Source organism: Micromonospora sp. NPDC005206 (assembly GCF_040608175.1).
Classification (GTDB): Bacteria; Actinomycetota; Actinomycetes; order Mycobacteriales; family Micromonosporaceae; genus Micromonospora.
Genome location: NZ_JBEXHU010000003.1, coordinates 374,475 through 391,692, shown reverse-complemented (window position 1 = coordinate 391,692; position 17,218 = coordinate 374,475). Strand labels below are relative to the sequence as shown.

Below are 17,218 nucleotides of genomic sequence, written 5' to 3'. Positions count from 1 at the left end.
GGCGCTTTCAACAACACGGGGGGGAAAGTCTTCAACGGCGGCCTACGGGCGGGGGCTCGTGGCGCCGGGACTGTGTGTAACGACCGCCGGGCCGCCGGCATTCCGGGGGTGGCCCATCCATCGGCACCCCGGTGAGCGGGGGCTCCGTTCCAGCGGCCCCGGGTGAGGGGGTGCTGGTGCGGTCGTTCGCGGGGTCTGCAACGACCGGCTACCCGCGGGCATTCCAACCCGGGCCCGACCGCCATCCCAACCCCAGAGGGGCGGGGTGCCGGACCGGTGGTGCTGCGATCGTCAGGATATGTAACGACCCCCGGCCCGCCACGATTCCACCCCGTGGGTGCACCCGGTCACAGGCCAGAGTCACCCGATACCGGACATTCGACGCGGAGATTGCCGGCTGTCGCGGGCTCAGCTCGACCGGCTGGGGTTGATCGACTCGGTATCACCGATATCGGGCCATCCGGCCGCCCGGGACACCGCGACATCCCCGAAATCGCCGACGTCCTCGAAATCGCCGGCACCACCGACATCGCTGACATCGAGACGATCACCGCGAACGAGGATGAAGCGAACCCTTGGGCGAGGTGGTCAACGAGCGGTATACCTCAGAGGCATATTTATGCCTCACAGGTATATCGCTCACAACACCGACCGCCCCCGAGAAGGGCGCACCCGGCCGCGTCCACCCACAGGGACCAAACGGGAGCAGCGAGCGATCCGGGCTCCGCCGCACCCTGGCGCGGGAATCGGGGCGAACGGCGATCAATGGCGATCTGCCGGCCGAGCGGGATGCGCCCGTCGCCCTTTTTAGGCGCTGTTCGGCGTGGGGCGGGTGGTTGCCGTGGACTGGCTGGTCCGTCAACCCGACCGGCCGTCGTGGGCGTGCGGGCGGCGCTGCCCGAGCATCGCGGGTCAGGTGCCCAGACCTGATCGGAAGCCCTGCTCAGAGCGGGTAAATCGGTTGAGTGGACAGGGTCGTAACAGGCACGCTGAGTTCTCCGCCACCCACGTCCGGAGGACACCGATGCGCCTGCTCCGTGATCTGTGGGGCACCTCGCCACGTCGCCTGACGATCGTGGCCGTCCTGATCGTGCTCGGCGCCGCCGGTCAGGCCGGCGCGTCGGCGCTCGCCGGAGCGGTGCTGGTGCATCGCTCGGCCGGCTTCTTCACGGTACTGGCGGCGGCGCTGGTCGCCGTGGTGCTCACCGATCTGGCGGTCAGCCTGCTGATGGCCGGTCTGAGCGCCGACTGGTCCGCCGACGTGCGGCGGCGGCTCTGCCGGGTCGCGCTCGGGCAGGACCTGCCCACCCTGGAGACCACCCCGGTGGGCGAGCTGCTCGACCGCATCGACGGGGACGTCTACCAGGTGGCGTCGGCGGTCCGCAACCAGGGCACCCGGCTCGCCCAGGGACTCTGCGTCGGCCTGCTGTCGATGGTCGTCGCGCTGGCCGTGTGGTGGCCGGCAGGGATCGCGATGCTCCTGCTCACGGTGGCGCTCGCCGTCGGCCTGCGCCGGCCCACGGCGCGGATCGGTCCGGCCCGGATGGCGGAGGAGGAGGCCTGGTCGGACCTGGCCGCGGTGATGGAGGAGGCGGTGCACGGCCAGGACGACGTCCGCACCAGTCTGGCCCGGCCGTACGTGCTGCGGCTGTACGCCCGACGGGCCGCCGCCGTGCTGTCCCGGGGCCGCCTGGTCTGGGTGTTGTCCGCCCGGGTGGCCACGGCCGCCACCGCGACGATCCGGGGCGGCATCGGGGTGGTGGTGCTCGGCGGGGCCTGGGCGTTGGCCACCGACCGGATCGACGCCGCCCGCCTTACCGCGATCTGGCTGCTCGCCCTCGCCTTCGGAGCCACCGCGGAGCACGTCAGCCGCATGGTGCCGGAGCTCCAGGAGGCTCTCGGCGCGTGGGCGCGGGTGCAGCTGCTCCAGAAGGCCCGGCAGGAGCCCCTCGGCGGGGCCAGCCCGACCGACGGTGACCTGCGCATCCGCGACCTGACGTTCGGGTACCAGGTGAGCGGGCCGGAGAGTGGCCGGGGGACCGCGTTGCGCGGGGTCAGCCTCACCTTCGCGCGTGGCCGCTCGTACGCGCTGATCGGGCGGACCGGCTCGGGCAAGTCGACACTGGCGAAGGTGCTCACCAGGGCCGTCGACGTGCCGCCGGGAACGGTCTTCCTCGGCGGCACCGACCTGTGCGACCTCGACGTCGAGCAGCTGCGCCGCTGGGTGGCGCTGGTGCCGCAGCGCACCGAGATCCTGGCCGGCACGCTCGCCGAGAACGTCGCGCTCTTCGACCCGGACCTGCTCGACGCCGCGGCCCGAGCGCTGGACGAGCTGGGCCTCGCCGGCTGGATCGCCGAACTGCCGGACGGGCTGGCGACCCGGCTGGGGGAGGGCGGGCACGTGCTCTCCGCCGGTCAGGAGCAGCTGGTGGCGTTCGCCCGGATCCTGGTCCGCGACCCGCACGTGGTGATCCTCGACGAGGCCACCGCGCGGCTGGACCCGGTCACCGAGGCACGGGTGCAGCGGGCCACTGAACGGCTGCTGCGCGACCGGATCGGCATCGTCATCGCGCACCGGCTCTCCTCCGTGCGCCGCTGCGACGAGGTGGTGGTGCTGGCCGACGGCGCGGTGGTCGAGGCCGGCCCGCTGGAAACGTCGACGCGCTTCGCCGAGCTGCTCGCGACCAGCCACGCCGCCGCGTACGCCGCGGTGGTGCCGGCCGGTCGCACCGGCGCCGGCACCGACCTGCTGGTCGGCCCCGGCCCGGCCGGCGCCTGGCCGAGCGGCCCGACGATCGAACCGATCGAGCCGGCCACGCGGGTCGAGCCGGTCGAGCCGAAACGCGCCGACCCGCCGCCACTGCCGCCCGTCCCGCCGGCCCGGACCCTGCGGGAGATCGTCCGACTCTGCACCAACGACCCCCGGTACGGGCTGGCCGCGATCGGGCTGTTCCTCGGGCTCTCCCTGCTCGGGCTGGACGGCCCGGTGCTGCCCTGGCTCTGGGCCGACCTGGTCGACGGGACCGGCAACCCGTACCTGCCGGCACTGGGGATCGTGGCCGGGCTGCTGGTCACCCTGCCGCTGCCGTTCTACACCCACGTCTGGTTCCCGCAGTGGTGGGTACGGCAGATGTTGCGGATCGGCCTGCGCCTCGTGCACGGCCAGACCGGGCCGCGCCGGGTCAGCTCGCACACCCCGGCGGAGGTGGTGGCGCAGGGCGGTGACACCGAGCGGGTGGTCCAGCTCGCCGACAACGTGCTGGACCAGGCCGTCGCGCTGATCCTCGTGGTCGCCATGACGGCGGTGACCGGCAGCGTCGTACCGGCGCTGTTCTTCCTCGGCACGATGGTCGTCTCCGGGTTGGCCGCGACGCTGTTCGGGCCGAAGCTCGAGCGCGCGGCCCGGGCCACCGTGGCGGCGCGGGCCGCCTTCGCCACCGCGTTGGTCTCCGCGCTCTCCGCGGCGCGGACGGTGAAGCTCGCCGGTGCGACCGCGGCGGTGCTGCGCCACCTGGCCGATCTCGACGTGCTGCGCAGTGACCGGCAGCGGCGGGAGATCTCGGTGCAGGTGTGGTCGCGTTCCACGCCGTCGGTGGCCAGTGGCCTGCTGCCGATCGGCGCGTGGGCGCTCTACCTGACCGGTGGGCTCTCCGCCGGAGCGGTGCTGGTGGCCGTCTCCACCCTCGGCGCGGCCCGCTGGTTCGCCTGGACCACCGCGTCGTTGATCTCCCAGCTGCCCTCCGCGCGGGTCTGGACCCGGCGCACGGTGGCGATGACCGGGGTGGGCGCGTACTCAGCCGGGGTGTCCGCCGTCGACCTGGCCGCCGGAACGGCGCCCGCGCCGACGCCGCCGCCACGGCACCCGCTGCGCCGGCTGGAGCTGCGCGGTTTCGGGGTGGTGCACACCGACGGTACGGCCGCCGTGCGGGACGTCGACCTGACCGTGCAGCGCGGGCAGCTGGTTCTGGTCGTCGGGCCGGTCGGCTCGGGCAAGTCCTCGCTGCTGCGGGCGTTGGCCGGGATCGTGCACCACACCGGCGAGCTGTCCTGGAACGGCGACCCGGTCACCGAGCCGGAGCTGTTCCTGCGCCCCAACCAGGTCGGCTACGTCGGCCAGCTACCCCGGGTGCTCTCCGGCACGGTGGCCGACAACATCGCGCTCGGCCACCAGGTGGACGCGGCCGGGGCGGTCAGCACCGCCCAGCTCGACCACGACCTCGCCGCCGCGGGTGGCGGGCTGGGTCTGCTCATCGGGCACAAGGGCACCCGGCTCTCCGGTGGCCAGTTGCAGCGGCTGGCGCTGGCCCGAGCGCTGGCGCCGCGTACCGAGCTGCTGGTCGCCGACGACGTGTCGTCGGCACTGGACGTCACCACCGAGCTGGCGCTGTGGCAGGCGCTGCGCGCGCACGGGGTGACCGTGGTCGGCTCGACCGCCAAGCGCGCCGCGCTGGTCCGCGCCGACCACGTGGTGGTGCTGCTCGGCGGCACGGTGGCCGCCCAGGGTTCCTGGCGGGACCTGGAGGGCGACTGGTCGCACCTGGCCGGCTGACGGCGGGCGGCTGCCCGGCACGGCAGCCGCCCGGCCGGCGGGGGATCAGGCGGCGCGGGCGTACTGGGCGGGCCCGGTGTACGCCACGCCGAGCTTCGCGGCGGCCCGGCGCGGCCAGTACGGGTCGCGCAGCAACTCCCGGCCGAGCAGCACCAGGTCGGCCTCGCCGCCGGCGACGATCTGCTCGGCGTGCTCCGGCTCGACGATCAGACCGACCGCGCCGGTCGGCACGCCGGCCTCGCGGCGGATCCGGGCGGCCAGCGGCACCTGGTAGCCGGGACCGAGGGGGATGCGCTGGTCCACGCTCACACCGGCGGAGGAGGTGTCGACCAGGTCCACGCCGACACCTGCCAGCTCGCCGGCGAGCACCACGCTGTCCTCGATCGTCCAGCCACCCTCGACCCAGTCGGTGGCGGAGATCCGGGTGAGGACCGGGACGTTCTCGCCGACCGCGGCGCGCGCCGCGCGGGCCACCTCCAGGGTGAGCCGCATCCGGGCGGCCCGGCCACCGCCGTAGGAGTCGGTGCGGTGGTTGGTCAGCGGCGAGAGGAACTCGTGCAGCAGGTAGCCGTGCGCGGCGTGGATCTCCACGGCCGCGAAGCCGGCTGCCAGGGCGCGTTCGGCGGCGGTGGCGAACGCCTCGACCACGCCCGCGATCCCGGCCACGTCGAGGGCGGTCGGCACCCGGTAGTCGGCGACGAACGGCTCGGACCCGGGGCCGACCGGCGTCCAGCCGCCCTCGGTGTCCGGCACGCCGCCGCGGCTCGGGGCCCACGGCCGGTGCGTGGAGGCTTTGAAGCCGGCGTGCGCGAGCTGGACCGCGGGCACCGCGCCGTGATCGGTGACGAACGCGGTCACCGGCCGCCAGGCGTCCACGTGCGCGCCGGACCACAGCCCGGTGTCCTGCGGGCTGATCCGGCCCTCCGGCAGTACGGCGGTCGCCTCGGTCAGCACGAGCCCGACCCCGCCGACCGCCCGGCTGCCGAGGTGGATGAGGTGCCAGTCGGTGGGCAGACCGTCCGGGCCGGCGGTGTACTGGCACATCGGCGCCATGGCGATCCGGTTGGGCAGGGTTACCGCGCGCAGGGCCAGTGGGGTGAACAGGGAGCTCATCTCGTCATCCTCTCGGAAACGACGACGGGCCCCCGGGGAGGGGCCCGTCGTCGTCGATGCGAACCGGTCAGGCGGGGACGGGGGTGAGCTCGTCCCGCCGGTCGGGCCGGCTGTCCGCGACCGGCTCCGGATCGGTCAGGTCCCGCCGACCGGCGGATTCGTACGCGGCCCGGTCGAGGGTGCCCTCGCGGGCGGCGACCACGGTCGGCACCAGCGCCTGCCCGGCCACGTTGGTGGCGGTGCGGACCATGTCCAGGATCGGGTCGATGGCCAGCAGCAGGCCGGCGCCGGCCAACGGCAGGCCCAGCGTGCTCAGGGTGAGGGTGAGCATCACGATCGCGCCGGTCAGGCCGGCGGTGGCCGCCGAGCCGACCACCGAGACGAAGGCGATCAGCAGGTAGTCGGTGATGCCGAGGTGCACGCCGAACACCTGCGCCACGAAGATCGCGGCCAGTGCCGGGTAGATCGCGGCGCAGCCGTCCATCTTCGTGGTGGCGCCGAAGGGCACCGCGAACGAGGCGTACTCGCGGGGCACGCCGAGCCGTTCGACGGAGCGCTGGGTCACCGGCATGGTGCCCACCGAGGAGCGGGACACGAAGGCCAGCTCGATCGCCGGCCACGCGCCGGCGAAGAAGCGCAGCGGGTTGAGCCGGCCGGCGAAGATCAGCACCAGTGGGTAGACCACGAACAGCACGATGGCGCAGCCGACGTAGACGGCGGTGGTGAACTTCGCGAGGGGGGCCAGCAGGTCCCAGCCGTACGAGGCGACGGCGTTGCCGATCAGGCCGAGGGTGCCGATCGGGGCGAGCCGGATGACCCACCAGAGCGCCTTCTGGACGATCTCCAGCAGCGAGCGGTTCAGCGCCACGAACGGCTCGGCGGCGTCGCCCACCAGCAGCGCCGCGGCCCCGACCACGAGGGCGAGGAAGACGATCTGGAGCACGTTGCCCTCGACGAACGCCCCGACCGGGTTGGTGGGCACGATGCCGGTGAGGAAGTCCGTCCACGAGCCGGTGTTCTTCGGCGGCGCCGCGCCGCCCAGGTCGAGGGTGACGCCCCTGCCCGGGTTGGTCACCAGGCCGAGGCCGATGCCGATGGCGACCGAGATCAGTGCGGTGATGCCGAACCACATCAGGGTCTTCAGCGCGAGCCGGGCGGCGTTGGCGACGCCGCGCAGGCTGACCACGCTGACCACGATGGCGGTGAAGACCAGGGGCGGCACGGCCAGCTTGAGCAGCTGGATGAAGAGGCTGCCGACGGTGTGCAGGGTGCTGGTCAGCCAGCTCAGGTCGTTGGTGCGGGCCAGGAAGCCGAGCGCCACGCCGAGCACGAGGCCGAGCAGGATCTGCACGGAGAAGGGAATTTTGCGCAGGCCGAAGGGCATGAGGATTGATCCAATTGTCTGGGCTGAACGGGGTAGGCGTGGGAGCGCAGCTACGCCGGACAGCTGCCGCTGGCCTGCAGTCGAAGATCGACGTACAGGCGAACGGTGAGGTCCCAGAGATTGGTCATCGCCAGCCGACGATACGCCGGTGAGTGGCCATCGCAAGGCGCGAATCGGGGTGACGCTCCTTACACGCCCTACCGGCGGGTCAGGGCGAGGGTGGTGGCGGTGGCGAGGCCCCACAGGATCGCCAGCGCGAGGATCAGCCGCTCCAGCACGCCCACCACGGTGCCCCGACCGATGACGAGCAGGCCCAGCCCCACCGTGGCGCACAGCGGGAGGCTCAGCGCGGCGGCCGTGCCGGACAGTCGGCGTACCGCCCGGTCGACCGGGCCGGCCACGGCGAGCGCGATCATGGCGAACACCACCGACGCGGTCGCCGCGATGCTCGCGCCGCCGTGCGCCAGGTCCGCCACCGTGGCGCGCTCGAACGGCGGCAGCGGGCAGCCGGCCGAGCAGGTGACCGCCCCGGACAGCGCGGTGCACACGGCACCGGCGGCGAGCAGCGCCGGCGCCGCCCGCACCCCGGGGGGCAGGGCCGCGGCGAGCAGCAGCAGCGAGCCGGCCAGTGCGAGGATCCCGATCCGGTACGTCGCCGCGTGGCCGCCGCCGGCGATGCCCGCCTCGCTGACGTACCCGGTGAACCCCGGCCCGGGACCGGCGACCACCGCGACCGTCACCGCGACCGCACCGATCAGCCCGCAGCCGGCGGCGGCCCACCCGGCGACGCGGCGCGCGACGTCCGCCCGGGCCGCCGGCGCGGTCGAGGTGCCGCGCCGACCCGGCTCAGCCACGCCCGTGCGGCGTGGTCCAGCCGGACTCGTCGGGCCCGAGCGGCACGATGCCGCTCGGATTGATCTGCCGGTGGGTGCCGTAGTAGTGCCGCTTGATGTGGTCGAAGTCCACCGTCTCGCCGAAGCCCGGGGTCTGGAACAGGTCCCGGGCGTACGCCCAGAGCACCGGCATCTCGGTCAGCTTGTGCCGGTTGCACTTGAAGTGCCCGTGGTACGCGGCGTCGAAGCGGACCAGCGTGGTGAACAGCCGTACGTCGGCCTCGGTGATCGCGTCGCCCATCAGGTAGCGCTGCCCGGCCAGCCGCTCGGAGAGCGCGTCCAGCCGGGCGAAGAGTGCCCGGAACGCCTCGTCGTACGCCTCCTGCGAGGTGGCGAAGCCGCACCGGTAGACGCCGTTGTTGACGTCGGTGTGGATCTCGGCCATCAGCGCGTCCATCTCGGGGCGCAGCTCGACCGGGTACAGATCCGGCGCGCCGGGGGCGTGCAGCCGCCGCCACTCGGTGGAGAGGTCGAGGGTGAGCTGCGGGTAGTCGTTGGTGACCACCCGACCGGTCAGCGTGTCGACCAGCGCCGGCACGGTCACCCGGCCGGTGTAGTCGGGGTCGGTGGCCAGGTACGCCCCGGAGAGGAAGCCGACGCCGAGGACCGGGTCGAAGCCGTCCGGGTCGAGGGCGAACGCCCAGCCCCGCTCGTCCCGGATCGGGTCGACGGTGCCCAGCGAGATCGCGTCGTCCAGCCCGAGCAGGCCGCGCACGATCCGGGCCCGGTGCGCCCACGGGCAGGCGCGGCACCAGATCAGCCGGTAGCGGCCGGCCTCCAGCGGCCAGCGGTCCTGCTCGTCCGGGCCGCCGCCGGGCGGGGAGGTCGAGTCCGGGGTGACCCGGCCGGTGAACCGGTTGGGCTGGCGGACGAACGCGCCGCCGCCGCTGGTCTCTGCGCTGAACTGGGCCCGAGCCATGCCGTCAACCTATCGGCTGGGGGGCGCGGATATCCTGGCGGCTGGCAGCCCGCACGACCCCGGTGGGCGCCCCCACCCCCGCCGTCTCCACCCCGAAGGACTCGCGATGACCGTGGCATACCTGGTGGCCGGTGTCCGCACCCCGATCGGCCGGTACGCCGGCGCGCTGGCCGGTGTGCGTCCCGACGACCTGGCCGCGCACGTGATCCGTGAGCTGGTCGCCCGGCACCCTTCGGTGGACTGGGCCCGGGTGGACGACGTCGTGCTCGGCTGCGCCAACCAGGCCGGCGAGGACAACCGCAACGTGGCCCGGATGGCGGCGCTGCTGGCCGGCCTGCCCGAAGAGGTGCCGGGCAGTACGGTCAACCGGCTCTGCGGCTCCGGGCTGGACGCCCTCGCCACCGCCGCCCGTTCCATCGTGGCCGGGGACGCGGAGCTGGTGGTCGCCGGCGGGGTCGAGAGCATGAGCCGGGCGCCGTTCGTCATGCCGAAGGCGACGTCGGCGTACTCCCGCTCGGCCGAGGTGTACGACACCACCCTGGGCTGGCGGCTGGTCAACCCGCTGATGCGGGACGGCTGGGGCGTCGACTCGATGCCGGAGACGGCGGAGAACGTGGCCGCCGAGTACGGCGTCAGCCGGGCCGAACAGGACGCGTTCGCGTACCGCTCGCAGCAGCGCGCGGCCAAGGCGCAGGCCGACGGCCGGTTCGCCGAGGAGATCGTGCCGGTCTCGGTGCCGGCCGGCCGCCGGGAGACCCGGCTGGTCGAGGTCGACGAGCACCCCCGGGAGACCTCGCTGGAGAAGCTTGCCGCGCTGCCCACCCCGTTCCGGGAGGGCGGCACGGTGACCGCCGGCAACTCGTCCGGCGTCAACGACGGTGCGGTCGCGCTGCTGGTGGCCAGTGAGGCCGCGGTGGCCCGGTACGGACTCACCCCACTGGCCCGCATCGGCGGCGCGGCGGCGGCCGGCGTGCCACCCCGGATCATGGGGATCGGCCCGGTGCCGGCCACCCGCAAGCTGCTCGACCGTGCCGGCGTCGAGTTGAGCGCGGTGGACGTGGTGGAGCTGAACGAGGCGTTCGCCGCGCAGTCCGTGGCGGTGCTGCGCGAGCTGGGGCTGCCCGTGGACGCCGAGCACGTCAATCCGAATGGCGGCGCCATCGCGTTGGGTCACCCGTTGGGCGCGAGCGGCGCTCGGCTGGCGTTGACCGCCGCCCTGGAGCTGCGCCGTCGCGGCGGCCGCCGCGCCCTGGCCACCATGTGCATCGGCGTCGGGCAGGGCATCTCGCTGCTGCTCGAGTCGGCCGACTGAGCACGGAAAGAGCGCGAAGGGATCTCCCGGACGCGGGAGTCGGCGGCCTAGAGTGGTCCACACCACACGACCCGCGGGTCGACCGGTGGTCGCGCGTGCCAGCCGACGCCGGTGCCGTCCCGCGCCGCGGCGATGAACTGGGGAGCACGCTGATGCCGGACGGGATTCCGACCGAGATCGATCTGACCAGGCCGAGCGCGGCCCGGGTGTACGACTACTTCCTGGGCGGGGCGCACAACTTCGAGATCGACCGTCGGCTGGCCGAGCAGATCGCCAGCATGACGCCGAATCTCGCCGCCACCATGCGTTCGGGTCGGGAGTTCCTGCGCCGGGCCGTCCGGGCTCTGCTCGACGCCGGCATCGACCAGTTCCTCGACATCGGCTCCGGAATTCCCACCGTGGGCAACGTGCACGAGGTGGCCCAGGGGGCGAACCCCAAGGCCCGGGTGGTCTACGTCGACATCGACCCGGTGGCCGTCGCGCACAGCCGGGAACTGCTCGCCGGCAACGACCTGACCGGGGTGATCCACGCCGATCTGCGCGACCCGGAGCGGATCCTCGCCGAGACCCGCCAGCTGGGGCTGATCGACTTCAGCCGGCCGATGGGCATCCTGCTGGCCGGGGTCGTGCACTTCGTCCCGGACGCCGACCGGCCCGAGGCCATTCTGGCCACCCTGCGGGCGGCCGCCGCACCCGGCAGCTTCCTGGTCATCTCGCACTCCACCTTCGAGGATCAGCCGCAGGAGATGCTGGACGCCCAGCGGCTCTCCGCGCGGACGGACACCGAGATCACGCTGCGTTCCCGCGCTCAGGTCACCGGCTTCTTCGGCGACTGGACCGTCCTCGACCCGGGCGTCGTGCACATGCCGCTCTGGCGTCCCGACTCGCCCTCCGATGTGGACGAGCACCCGGAGCGGTTCGGCGCCTTCGGGGGCGTCGCCCGGTACGACCAGCCCGCCGGCTGATCCCGTGGCCGCCGTCCCGGACCCGACCGGGGTCGACGCCGGCCGGGGCGACGCCCAGGGCTACGCCGCCAACTGGGCCCGCGCGGTACGCCGTCTCGGTTTCGTGCCGCTCAGCGCGGCCGAGACCGAGCGGCTGCTGCTGGTGCACACCGTCCGGCTGGCTCAGGCGGTACGGGCCGAGCCGTTCTCGGCCCGCCCCGCCGAGGAGGTGGGGCGGGCGCTGGTGGAGGCGCACCTCACCGAGCCCCGGGCGCTCGAGTGGTCACTGCGCGCCCTCGGTCAGGACTTCCCCCGCCAGGTGCTGGGCGCGGACGACCAGCCGGCGGACCTGACCGAGCGGATCGCGGCGGTGCAGGGCGGCCTGGCCGCCGGGTTCGCCCGTGCGCTGCGCGACCGCACCTTCATCCAGCAGGAGCGGATCGCCCGGTCGGCCTGGCAGGCGCGGGACGAGGTCGAGCAGGCCCTGCGCGACAGCGAGGCACGCTTTCGGGCGGTCTTCACCGGCGCCGCGATCGGGATCGGCATCGCCAGGGTGGACGGCCAGATCATCGACGTCAACCAGGCGTTCGCCGACATGCTCGGCTACTCGATCAGCGAGCTGTGTGCGACCAACGTGTCCGCCCTGTTCCACGCCGACGACGCCGCCGGGATGTGGGAGCTGTACCAGGAGATGATCGAGGGCAAGCAGGACTCGGCCCGGTTGGAGAAGCGCTACCACCGCAAGGACGGCAGCGTGGTCTGGACCGATCTGGCCGTCTCGCTGATCCGGCACGACGACGGCCGGCCCCGGTTCACCGTCGCGATGATCGAGGACATCACCGAGCGGTACGAACTCCAGCGGCGGCTTCGCTTCCAGGCGCTGCACGACCCGCTGACCGGGCTACCCAACCGGACGCTGTTCTTCGAGACGCTGGGCCGGGTCCTCGACACCGCCGGAACCGGGCGGCGGGTCGGGGTGTGCTTCCTCGACCTGGACGGCTTCAAGGCGATCAACGACAGCCTGGGTCACGACCTCGGTGACCGGCTGTTGGTGATGATCGCCCGGCGGCTGGCCGCGTGCGTGGCGGACCACGGCCACCTGGTCGCCCGGATGGGTGGCGACGAGTTCGTCATCCTGGTCGACGGCGGGAACGACCTCGACGACGCGGTGGCCGTGGCGGAGGCCGCGTTGGCCGCCGTCGCAGCCCCGGTGCACGTCGGTGACCAGCAACTGGCCGTCTCGGCCAGCGTGGGCATCGTGGAGTGCCCCGCCGCCGAGACCACCGCCTCGGAGCTGATGAAGGCCGCGGACACCACGCTCTACTGGGCCAAGGCCGCCGGCCGGGGCCGGTGGGCGGTCTACGACCCGGAGCGCAGCGCCCGGGACATCGCCCGGTCGGCGCTGGTCGCCGGGCTGCCGGCGGCGCTGGACCGGGGCGAGTTCGTGCTGCACTACCAGCCGATCGTGTCGCTGCTGGAGGGCACCATGCTCGCGGTGGAGGCGCTGGTCCGGTGGGAGCACCCGGAGCTGGGCCTGATCGGGCCGGACCGGTTCATCGCCCTGGCCGAGGAGACCGGCCTGATCGTCCGGCTCGGCGAGTGGGTGCTGCGGCGGGCCTGCCGCGACGCCGAGCGGTGGTGGCGGGAGTTCCCCGACGCCCGGTTGGTGGTCAGCGTGAACCTGGCCGCCCGGCAGGCCGACGACCCGGCGATCGTGGAGACGGTGGCCGACGCGTTGGCCACCAGCGGGCTGCCGGCGGAGCTGCTGCAGCTGGAGCTGACCGAGAGCGCCGTGATGGGTAGCGCGGGCGAGCCGCTGCGCAGCCTGCACCGGCTCGCCGGGCTGGGCGTCCGGCTGGCGGTGGACGACTTCGGCACCGGGTATTCCAATTTGGCGTACCTGCGGCGGCTGCCGATCCACTGCCTGAAGCTGGCCGGCCCGTTCGTCGAGGGCATCCGCGCCGACGGAACGGACGCCGTGGCCGACCACCGCGACGAGCGGATCGTCGACGCGCTGGTCCGGCTGGCGCACGCGCTGGAGCTGTGGGTCACCGCCGAGGCGGTGGAGACCGGTGTGCAGGCCGAGCGGCTGCGGGCGCTGCGCTGCGACACCGGGCAGGGCCGGTACTTCGGGGCTCCGGCGCCAGCCGAGGCGATCACTCTCCGGCTGCGCGGCGGGGCGGTGGGGTGAGCGGGGGATCCGTCCGGACCGGCCGGTTCCGGGTGTGGCGACGGAGGGCGACGGCGTGAGCCTGAACGACTCGCAGACGGTGGTGACGGTGGTGGCCGCGCTGGCCATCCTGGCCGGGCTGGCGGGCGTGGTGGTGCCCGGCCTGCCGGCGCTGCCGCTGTGCTGGGGCGGGGTGCTGGTCTGGGCGATCTTCGGCGGCGCGGGCCCGGGTGGTTGGGCGGTGTTCGCCGCCGCGACGCTGGTTGCCGCCGGGGGCACCGTGATCAAGTACGCGTGGCCTGGTCGCAACCTGAAGCGCACCGGCGTGCCGACCTCCACGCTGCTCGCCGGCGCGGTGCTGGGCATCGTCGGCTTCTTCGTGGTGCCGGTGGTGGGGCTGGTGCTGGGCTTCGTCGCTGGGGTGTGGGCGGCGGAACGGCTGAGGCTGGGCAGCAACCAGTTGGCCTGGCCGTCCACGGTGCAGGCGCTCAAGGCCGCCGGCCTGTCCATGCTGGTGGAGTTCACCGCCGGTCTGCTGATCGCCGCCACCTGGCTGATCGGACTCCTCCTGACCTGACCGACGCCCGGGGGCGCGGGGCACTGTCGGGTACGGCGGAACGCCGCACGTGAGAGAGAGTGTGCCCCGCGCCGCCGCGGTCCGGGCGGTCCGAGTGCCCGGGGAGGGTGGGTCAGTGGGCCCGATCGGGCCTGGTCACGGGGTCAAGGATGGCGTCCGGGGTGGGGTCACGGCAACGCAATTAGCCCGACGGCGGTGAGATTCCCACGGTCATCGTATTGACCACCTTGATCAGCGGGACGACACTTTGCGCACTCGTACGCGGAATCACCTCAGGGAGGTGTGCAGTGGCCACGACGCCTGTGCCGACCGCCGAGCATCCGATGGACGACGACGCCCGACGGCTCGCCGAACTCGGCTACAAACAGGAGCTGCGCCGCAAGTGGAGCGGCTTCTCCAACTTCGCCATCTCGTTCTCCATCATCTCGATCCTGGCCGGCTGTTTCACCACCTTCGGCCAGGCCTGGAACAACGGCGGGCCGGTCGCCATCTCCTGGGGCTGGCCGCTGATCTCGCTGTTCATCCTGATCATCGGCTTCTGCATGGCGGAGCTGGTGTCGGCGTACCCGACCGCCGGCGGGATCTACTGGTGGGCCGCGACGATGGGCCGCCCGGTGCACGGCTGGTTCACCGGCTGGTTGAACCTGATCGGCCTGGTCGCGGTCACCGCCTCGGTCGACTACGGCTGCGCGACCTTCCTCAACCTGACCCTGTCGGCGCTCTTCGACGGCTGGGCCGGCACGCTGCGCCAGGCGTTCGTCCTCTTCGTGATCATCCTGGTGCTGCACGGGCTGATCAACATCTTCGGGCACCGGATCATCGACGTGCTGCAGAACGTCTCCGTCTGGTGGCACGTGGCAGGGGCGGCAGCCGTGGTGGCCATCCTGGTCCTCGTTCCGGACAACCACCAGAGCTTCCAGTTCGTGTTCACCGAGCGGTTCAACAACTCCGGCTTCGGTGACGGGGACACCGGCGGGCTGACCTTCTGGTTCTACGTGCTGCCGCTGGGCTTCCTGCTCACCCAGTACACGATCACCGGCTTCGACGCCTGCGCGCACGTGTCCGAGGAGACCCGGGGCGCCTCGCAGGCCGCCGCCCGCGGGCTCTGGCAGTCCATCTTCTACTCGGCGGTCGGCGGCTGGATCCTGCTGCTGGCGTTCCTCTTCGCGGCCACCGACGTCGAGGCGGTCAACGCAGCCGGCGGCTTCTCCGGCGCCATCTTCGAGTCCGCGCTCACCCCGGTCTTCTTCAAGATCGTCATCATCATCTCCACCATCGGGCAGTTCTTCTGCGGGATGAGCTGCGTGACCTCGATGAGCCGGATGGCGTACGCGTTCAGCCGCGACCGCGCCGTGCCGGGCTGGCGGCTCTGGTCCCGGGTGGACCGCAACGGCACCCCGGTCAACGCGATCATCGGTGCCACCCTGGCCGGCCTGGTGCTCACCCTGCCGGCGCTCTACGAGAGCTCCGCCGGCATCCCGATCGCCTTCTACGCCGTGGTCTCCGTCGCGGTGCTCGGGCTCTACCTGTCCTTCCTCATCCCGATCGCGCTGCGCCTGCGGATGGGCGACCGGTTCGTCCCCGGCCCGTGGACGCTCGGACGGAAGTACAAGCTGCTCGGCTGGATCGCGGTGATCGAGATCGCGGTCATCGCCGTCTACTTCGTGCTGCCGATCGTGCCCACCGGGGTGCCCGGCAACGACGGGTTCACCTGGTCGGCGGTGAACTACGCGCCGCTGGCCGTGGGCGGGGTGCTGCTGGTGGTCGCCGTCTGGTGGTACGTCTCGGCCCGGAAATGGTTCGCGGGCCCGGTTCGTACCGTCGAGGAGCCTGCTCCGGCGGCCGACCCGGCGCCGGTCGACGGCCCGGCCTGACCCGCGCCCGGCGGGACGGGCGCCACTGCCGTCCCGCCGGGTTTGCCACCCTCGCCGCCGGGGGCATTGACGGTGATCCGGTTTGCCAGTAGACCTTGGTGATGGAGGCCCGTGAATGAGGAGAGCTCCGCTCACGCTGGAACAACTGCGGGTCGCTGTCGCCGAGGGTGAGATCGACACCGTCGTGCTGGCCCTGGTCGACATGCAGGGTCGCCTGCAGGGAAAACGGTTCCACGCGCCCTTCTTCCTCGATCAGGTCGTCGAGCACGGCAGCGAGGGGTGCAACTACCTGCTCGCCGTCGACGTGGACATGAACACCGTCGACGGGTACGCGATGTCGAGCTGGGAACGCGGCTACGGCGACTTCGCGATGGTGCCGGATCTCGGCACGTTGCGCCGGATGCCGTGGCAGCCGGGCTCCGCGCTGCTGCTGGCCGACCTGACCTGGCTGGATGGCTCCGGTGACGTGGTCGCCTCGCCCCGGCAGATCCTGCGCCGGCAGCTGGGCCGGCTGGCCGAGCACGGGCTGACCGCGTACGCCGGCACCGAGCTGGAGTTCGTGCTGTACCGCGACTCGTACGAGGACGCCTGGCGGCGCGGCTACCGTGACCTCACCCCGGCCAACCAGTACAACGTGGACTACTCGCTGCTCGGCACCGCCCGGGTGGAGCCGCTGCTGCGCCGGATCCGCAGCGAGATGGCCGGCGCCGGGCTGACCCCGGAGAGCGCCAAGGGTGAGTGCAACCTCGGCCAGCACGAGATCGCCTTCCGGTACGACGAGGCGGTCGCCTGCGCCGACCACCACGTGATCTACAAGAACGGGGCCAAGGAGATCGCCGCCCAGGAGGGCATGGCGATCACCTTCATGGCCAAGCCGAACGCACGGGAGGGCAACTCCTGCCACATCCACTTCTCGCTGCGCGACACCACCGGCGCCTCGGCGATGCTCGGCGACGGGCCCGCGCACCTGTCGGAGACCGGGCAGCGGGTGCTCGCCGGGCTGCTGGCCACGATGCGGGAGTTCAGCCTGCTCTTCGCCCCGAACATCAACTCCTACAAGCGCTACCAGCCGGGGTCGTTCGCCCCGACGGCGCTGCGCTGGGGGGTGGACAACCGCACCTGTGCGCTGCGGGTGGTCGGGCACGGGCAGGGCATGCGGGTGGAGAACCGGGTGCCGGGCGCCGACGTCAACCCGTACCTGGCGATCGCCGGGCTGGTCGCCGGCGCGCTGCACGGCATCGAACGGGAGCTGGAGCTGGGCCCGGAGTGCACCGGCAACGCGTACGACGACCCGGAGGCCGAGCGCGTGCCCGGCACCCTGCGCGACGCCCTGACCCTCTGGGAGCAGTCGACGGCCGCCCAGGACGCCTTCGGTCCCGAGGTGGTCGCCCACTACGCCAATCAGGCCCGGGTGGAGCTGGCAGCCTTCGACGCGGCGGTAACCGACTGGGAGCTGACCCGTGGCTTCGAACGCCTCTGACGA

Annotated in this window: 11 protein-coding genes; 7 read left to right on the top strand and 4 right to left on the bottom strand. The window is 72.9% G+C overall.

Annotated elements, in window-relative coordinates; translation table 11 throughout:
• Positions 1-1,024 precede the first annotated feature (1,024 nt).
• Positions 1,025-4,549, top strand: a complete 3,525-nt coding sequence (locus ABZU69_RS05940; RefSeq protein WP_354963267.1) for an ABC transporter ATP-binding protein/permease — start codon at positions 1,025-1,027, stop codon at positions 4,547-4,549.
• A 45-nt stretch (positions 4,550-4,594) separates the two neighbouring features.
• Here the strand turns inward: ABZU69_RS05940 and ABZU69_RS05935 are convergent, their stop codons facing one another.
• The 4 genes from ABZU69_RS05935 to ABZU69_RS05920 all read right to left on the bottom strand — a co-directional run bounded on the left by ABZU69_RS05935 (position 4,595) and on the right by ABZU69_RS05920 (position 8,858).
• Entirely contained in the window at positions 4,595-5,662 is a 1,068-nt protein-coding gene (locus tag ABZU69_RS05935) for an NADH:flavin oxidoreductase/NADH oxidase (RefSeq protein ID WP_354963266.1), read from the bottom strand.
• Between the two features lie 67 nt (positions 5,663-5,729).
• Positions 5,730-7,034: a dicarboxylate/amino acid:cation symporter gene (locus tag ABZU69_RS05930; protein ID WP_354963321.1), complete on the bottom strand. Its 1,305-nt coding sequence runs from the start codon at positions 7,032-7,034 to the stop codon at positions 5,730-5,732.
• 209 nt (positions 7,035-7,243) lie between these two features.
• Entirely contained in the window at positions 7,244-7,900 is a 657-nt protein-coding gene (locus ABZU69_RS05925; protein ID WP_354963265.1) for a DUF998 domain-containing protein, read from the bottom strand.
• Positions 7,893-8,858, bottom strand: coding sequence for a glutathione S-transferase C-terminal domain-containing protein (locus tag ABZU69_RS05920; protein WP_354963264.1), 966 nt, complete (start codon positions 8,856-8,858; stop codon positions 7,893-7,895). The genes ABZU69_RS05925 and ABZU69_RS05920 overlap by 8 nt, the downstream gene beginning before the upstream one ends.
• Positions 8,859-8,964: 106 nt before the next feature.
• Between ABZU69_RS05920 and pcaF the strand changes: the two genes are divergently transcribed.
• The 6 genes from pcaF to ABZU69_RS05890 all read left to right on the top strand — a co-directional run bounded on the left by pcaF (position 8,965) and on the right by ABZU69_RS05890 (position 17,215).
• Positions 8,965-10,170, top strand: coding sequence for a 3-oxoadipyl-CoA thiolase (pcaF, locus tag ABZU69_RS05915; RefSeq protein WP_354963263.1), 1,206 nt, complete (start codon positions 8,965-8,967; stop codon positions 10,168-10,170).
• Between the two features lie 152 nt (positions 10,171-10,322).
• Positions 10,323-11,135 carry an SAM-dependent methyltransferase gene (locus ABZU69_RS05910; RefSeq protein WP_354963262.1) on the top strand — a complete coding sequence of 271 codons (813 nt, stop codon included), beginning with the start codon at positions 10,323-10,325 and terminating at the stop codon, positions 11,133-11,135.
• A gap of 4 nt (positions 11,136-11,139) precedes the next feature.
• Entirely contained in the window at positions 11,140-13,305 is a 2,166-nt protein-coding gene (locus ABZU69_RS05905; protein ID WP_354963261.1) for an EAL domain-containing protein, read from the top strand.
• 55 nt (positions 13,306-13,360) lie between these two features.
• Positions 13,361-13,861 (top strand): DUF456 domain-containing protein, encoded by a 501-nt coding sequence (locus ABZU69_RS05900; RefSeq protein WP_354963260.1) that lies wholly within the window; start codon positions 13,361-13,363, stop codon positions 13,859-13,861.
• Positions 13,862-14,148: 287 nt separating this feature from the next.
• Positions 14,149-15,735 carry an amino acid permease gene (locus tag ABZU69_RS05895; RefSeq protein WP_354963259.1) on the top strand — a complete coding sequence of 529 codons (1,587 nt, stop codon included), beginning with the start codon at positions 14,149-14,151 and terminating at the stop codon, positions 15,733-15,735.
• A 115-nt stretch (positions 15,736-15,850) separates the two neighbouring features.
• Positions 15,851-17,215 (top strand): glutamine synthetase family protein, encoded by a 1,365-nt coding sequence (locus ABZU69_RS05890; protein WP_354963258.1) that lies wholly within the window; start codon positions 15,851-15,853, stop codon positions 17,213-17,215.
• Positions 17,216-17,218: the final 3 nt, after the last annotated feature.

What these genes read in the sequence shown, in the direction of transcription:
- ABZU69_RS05940 (WP_354963267.1), top strand. Translation starts at nt 1,025, where the DNA reads ATGCGCCTGCTCCGTGATCTGTGGGGCACCTCGCCACGTCGCCTGACG.
- ABZU69_RS05935 (WP_354963266.1), bottom strand. Translation starts at nt 5,662, where the DNA reads ATGAGCTCCCTGTTCACCCCACTGGCCCTGCGCGCGGTAACCCTGCCC.
- ABZU69_RS05920 (WP_354963264.1), bottom strand. Translation starts at nt 8,858, where the DNA reads ATGGCTCGGGCCCAGTTCAGCGCAGAGACCAGCGGCGGCGGCGCGTTC.
- pcaF (WP_354963263.1), top strand. Translation starts at nt 8,965, where the DNA reads ATGACCGTGGCATACCTGGTGGCCGGTGTCCGCACCCCGATCGGCCGG.
- ABZU69_RS05910 (WP_354963262.1), top strand. Translation starts at nt 10,323, where the DNA reads ATGCCGGACGGGATTCCGACCGAGATCGATCTGACCAGGCCGAGCGCG.
- ABZU69_RS05890 (WP_354963258.1), top strand. Translation starts at nt 15,851, where the DNA reads ATGAGGAGAGCTCCGCTCACGCTGGAACAACTGCGGGTCGCTGTCGCC.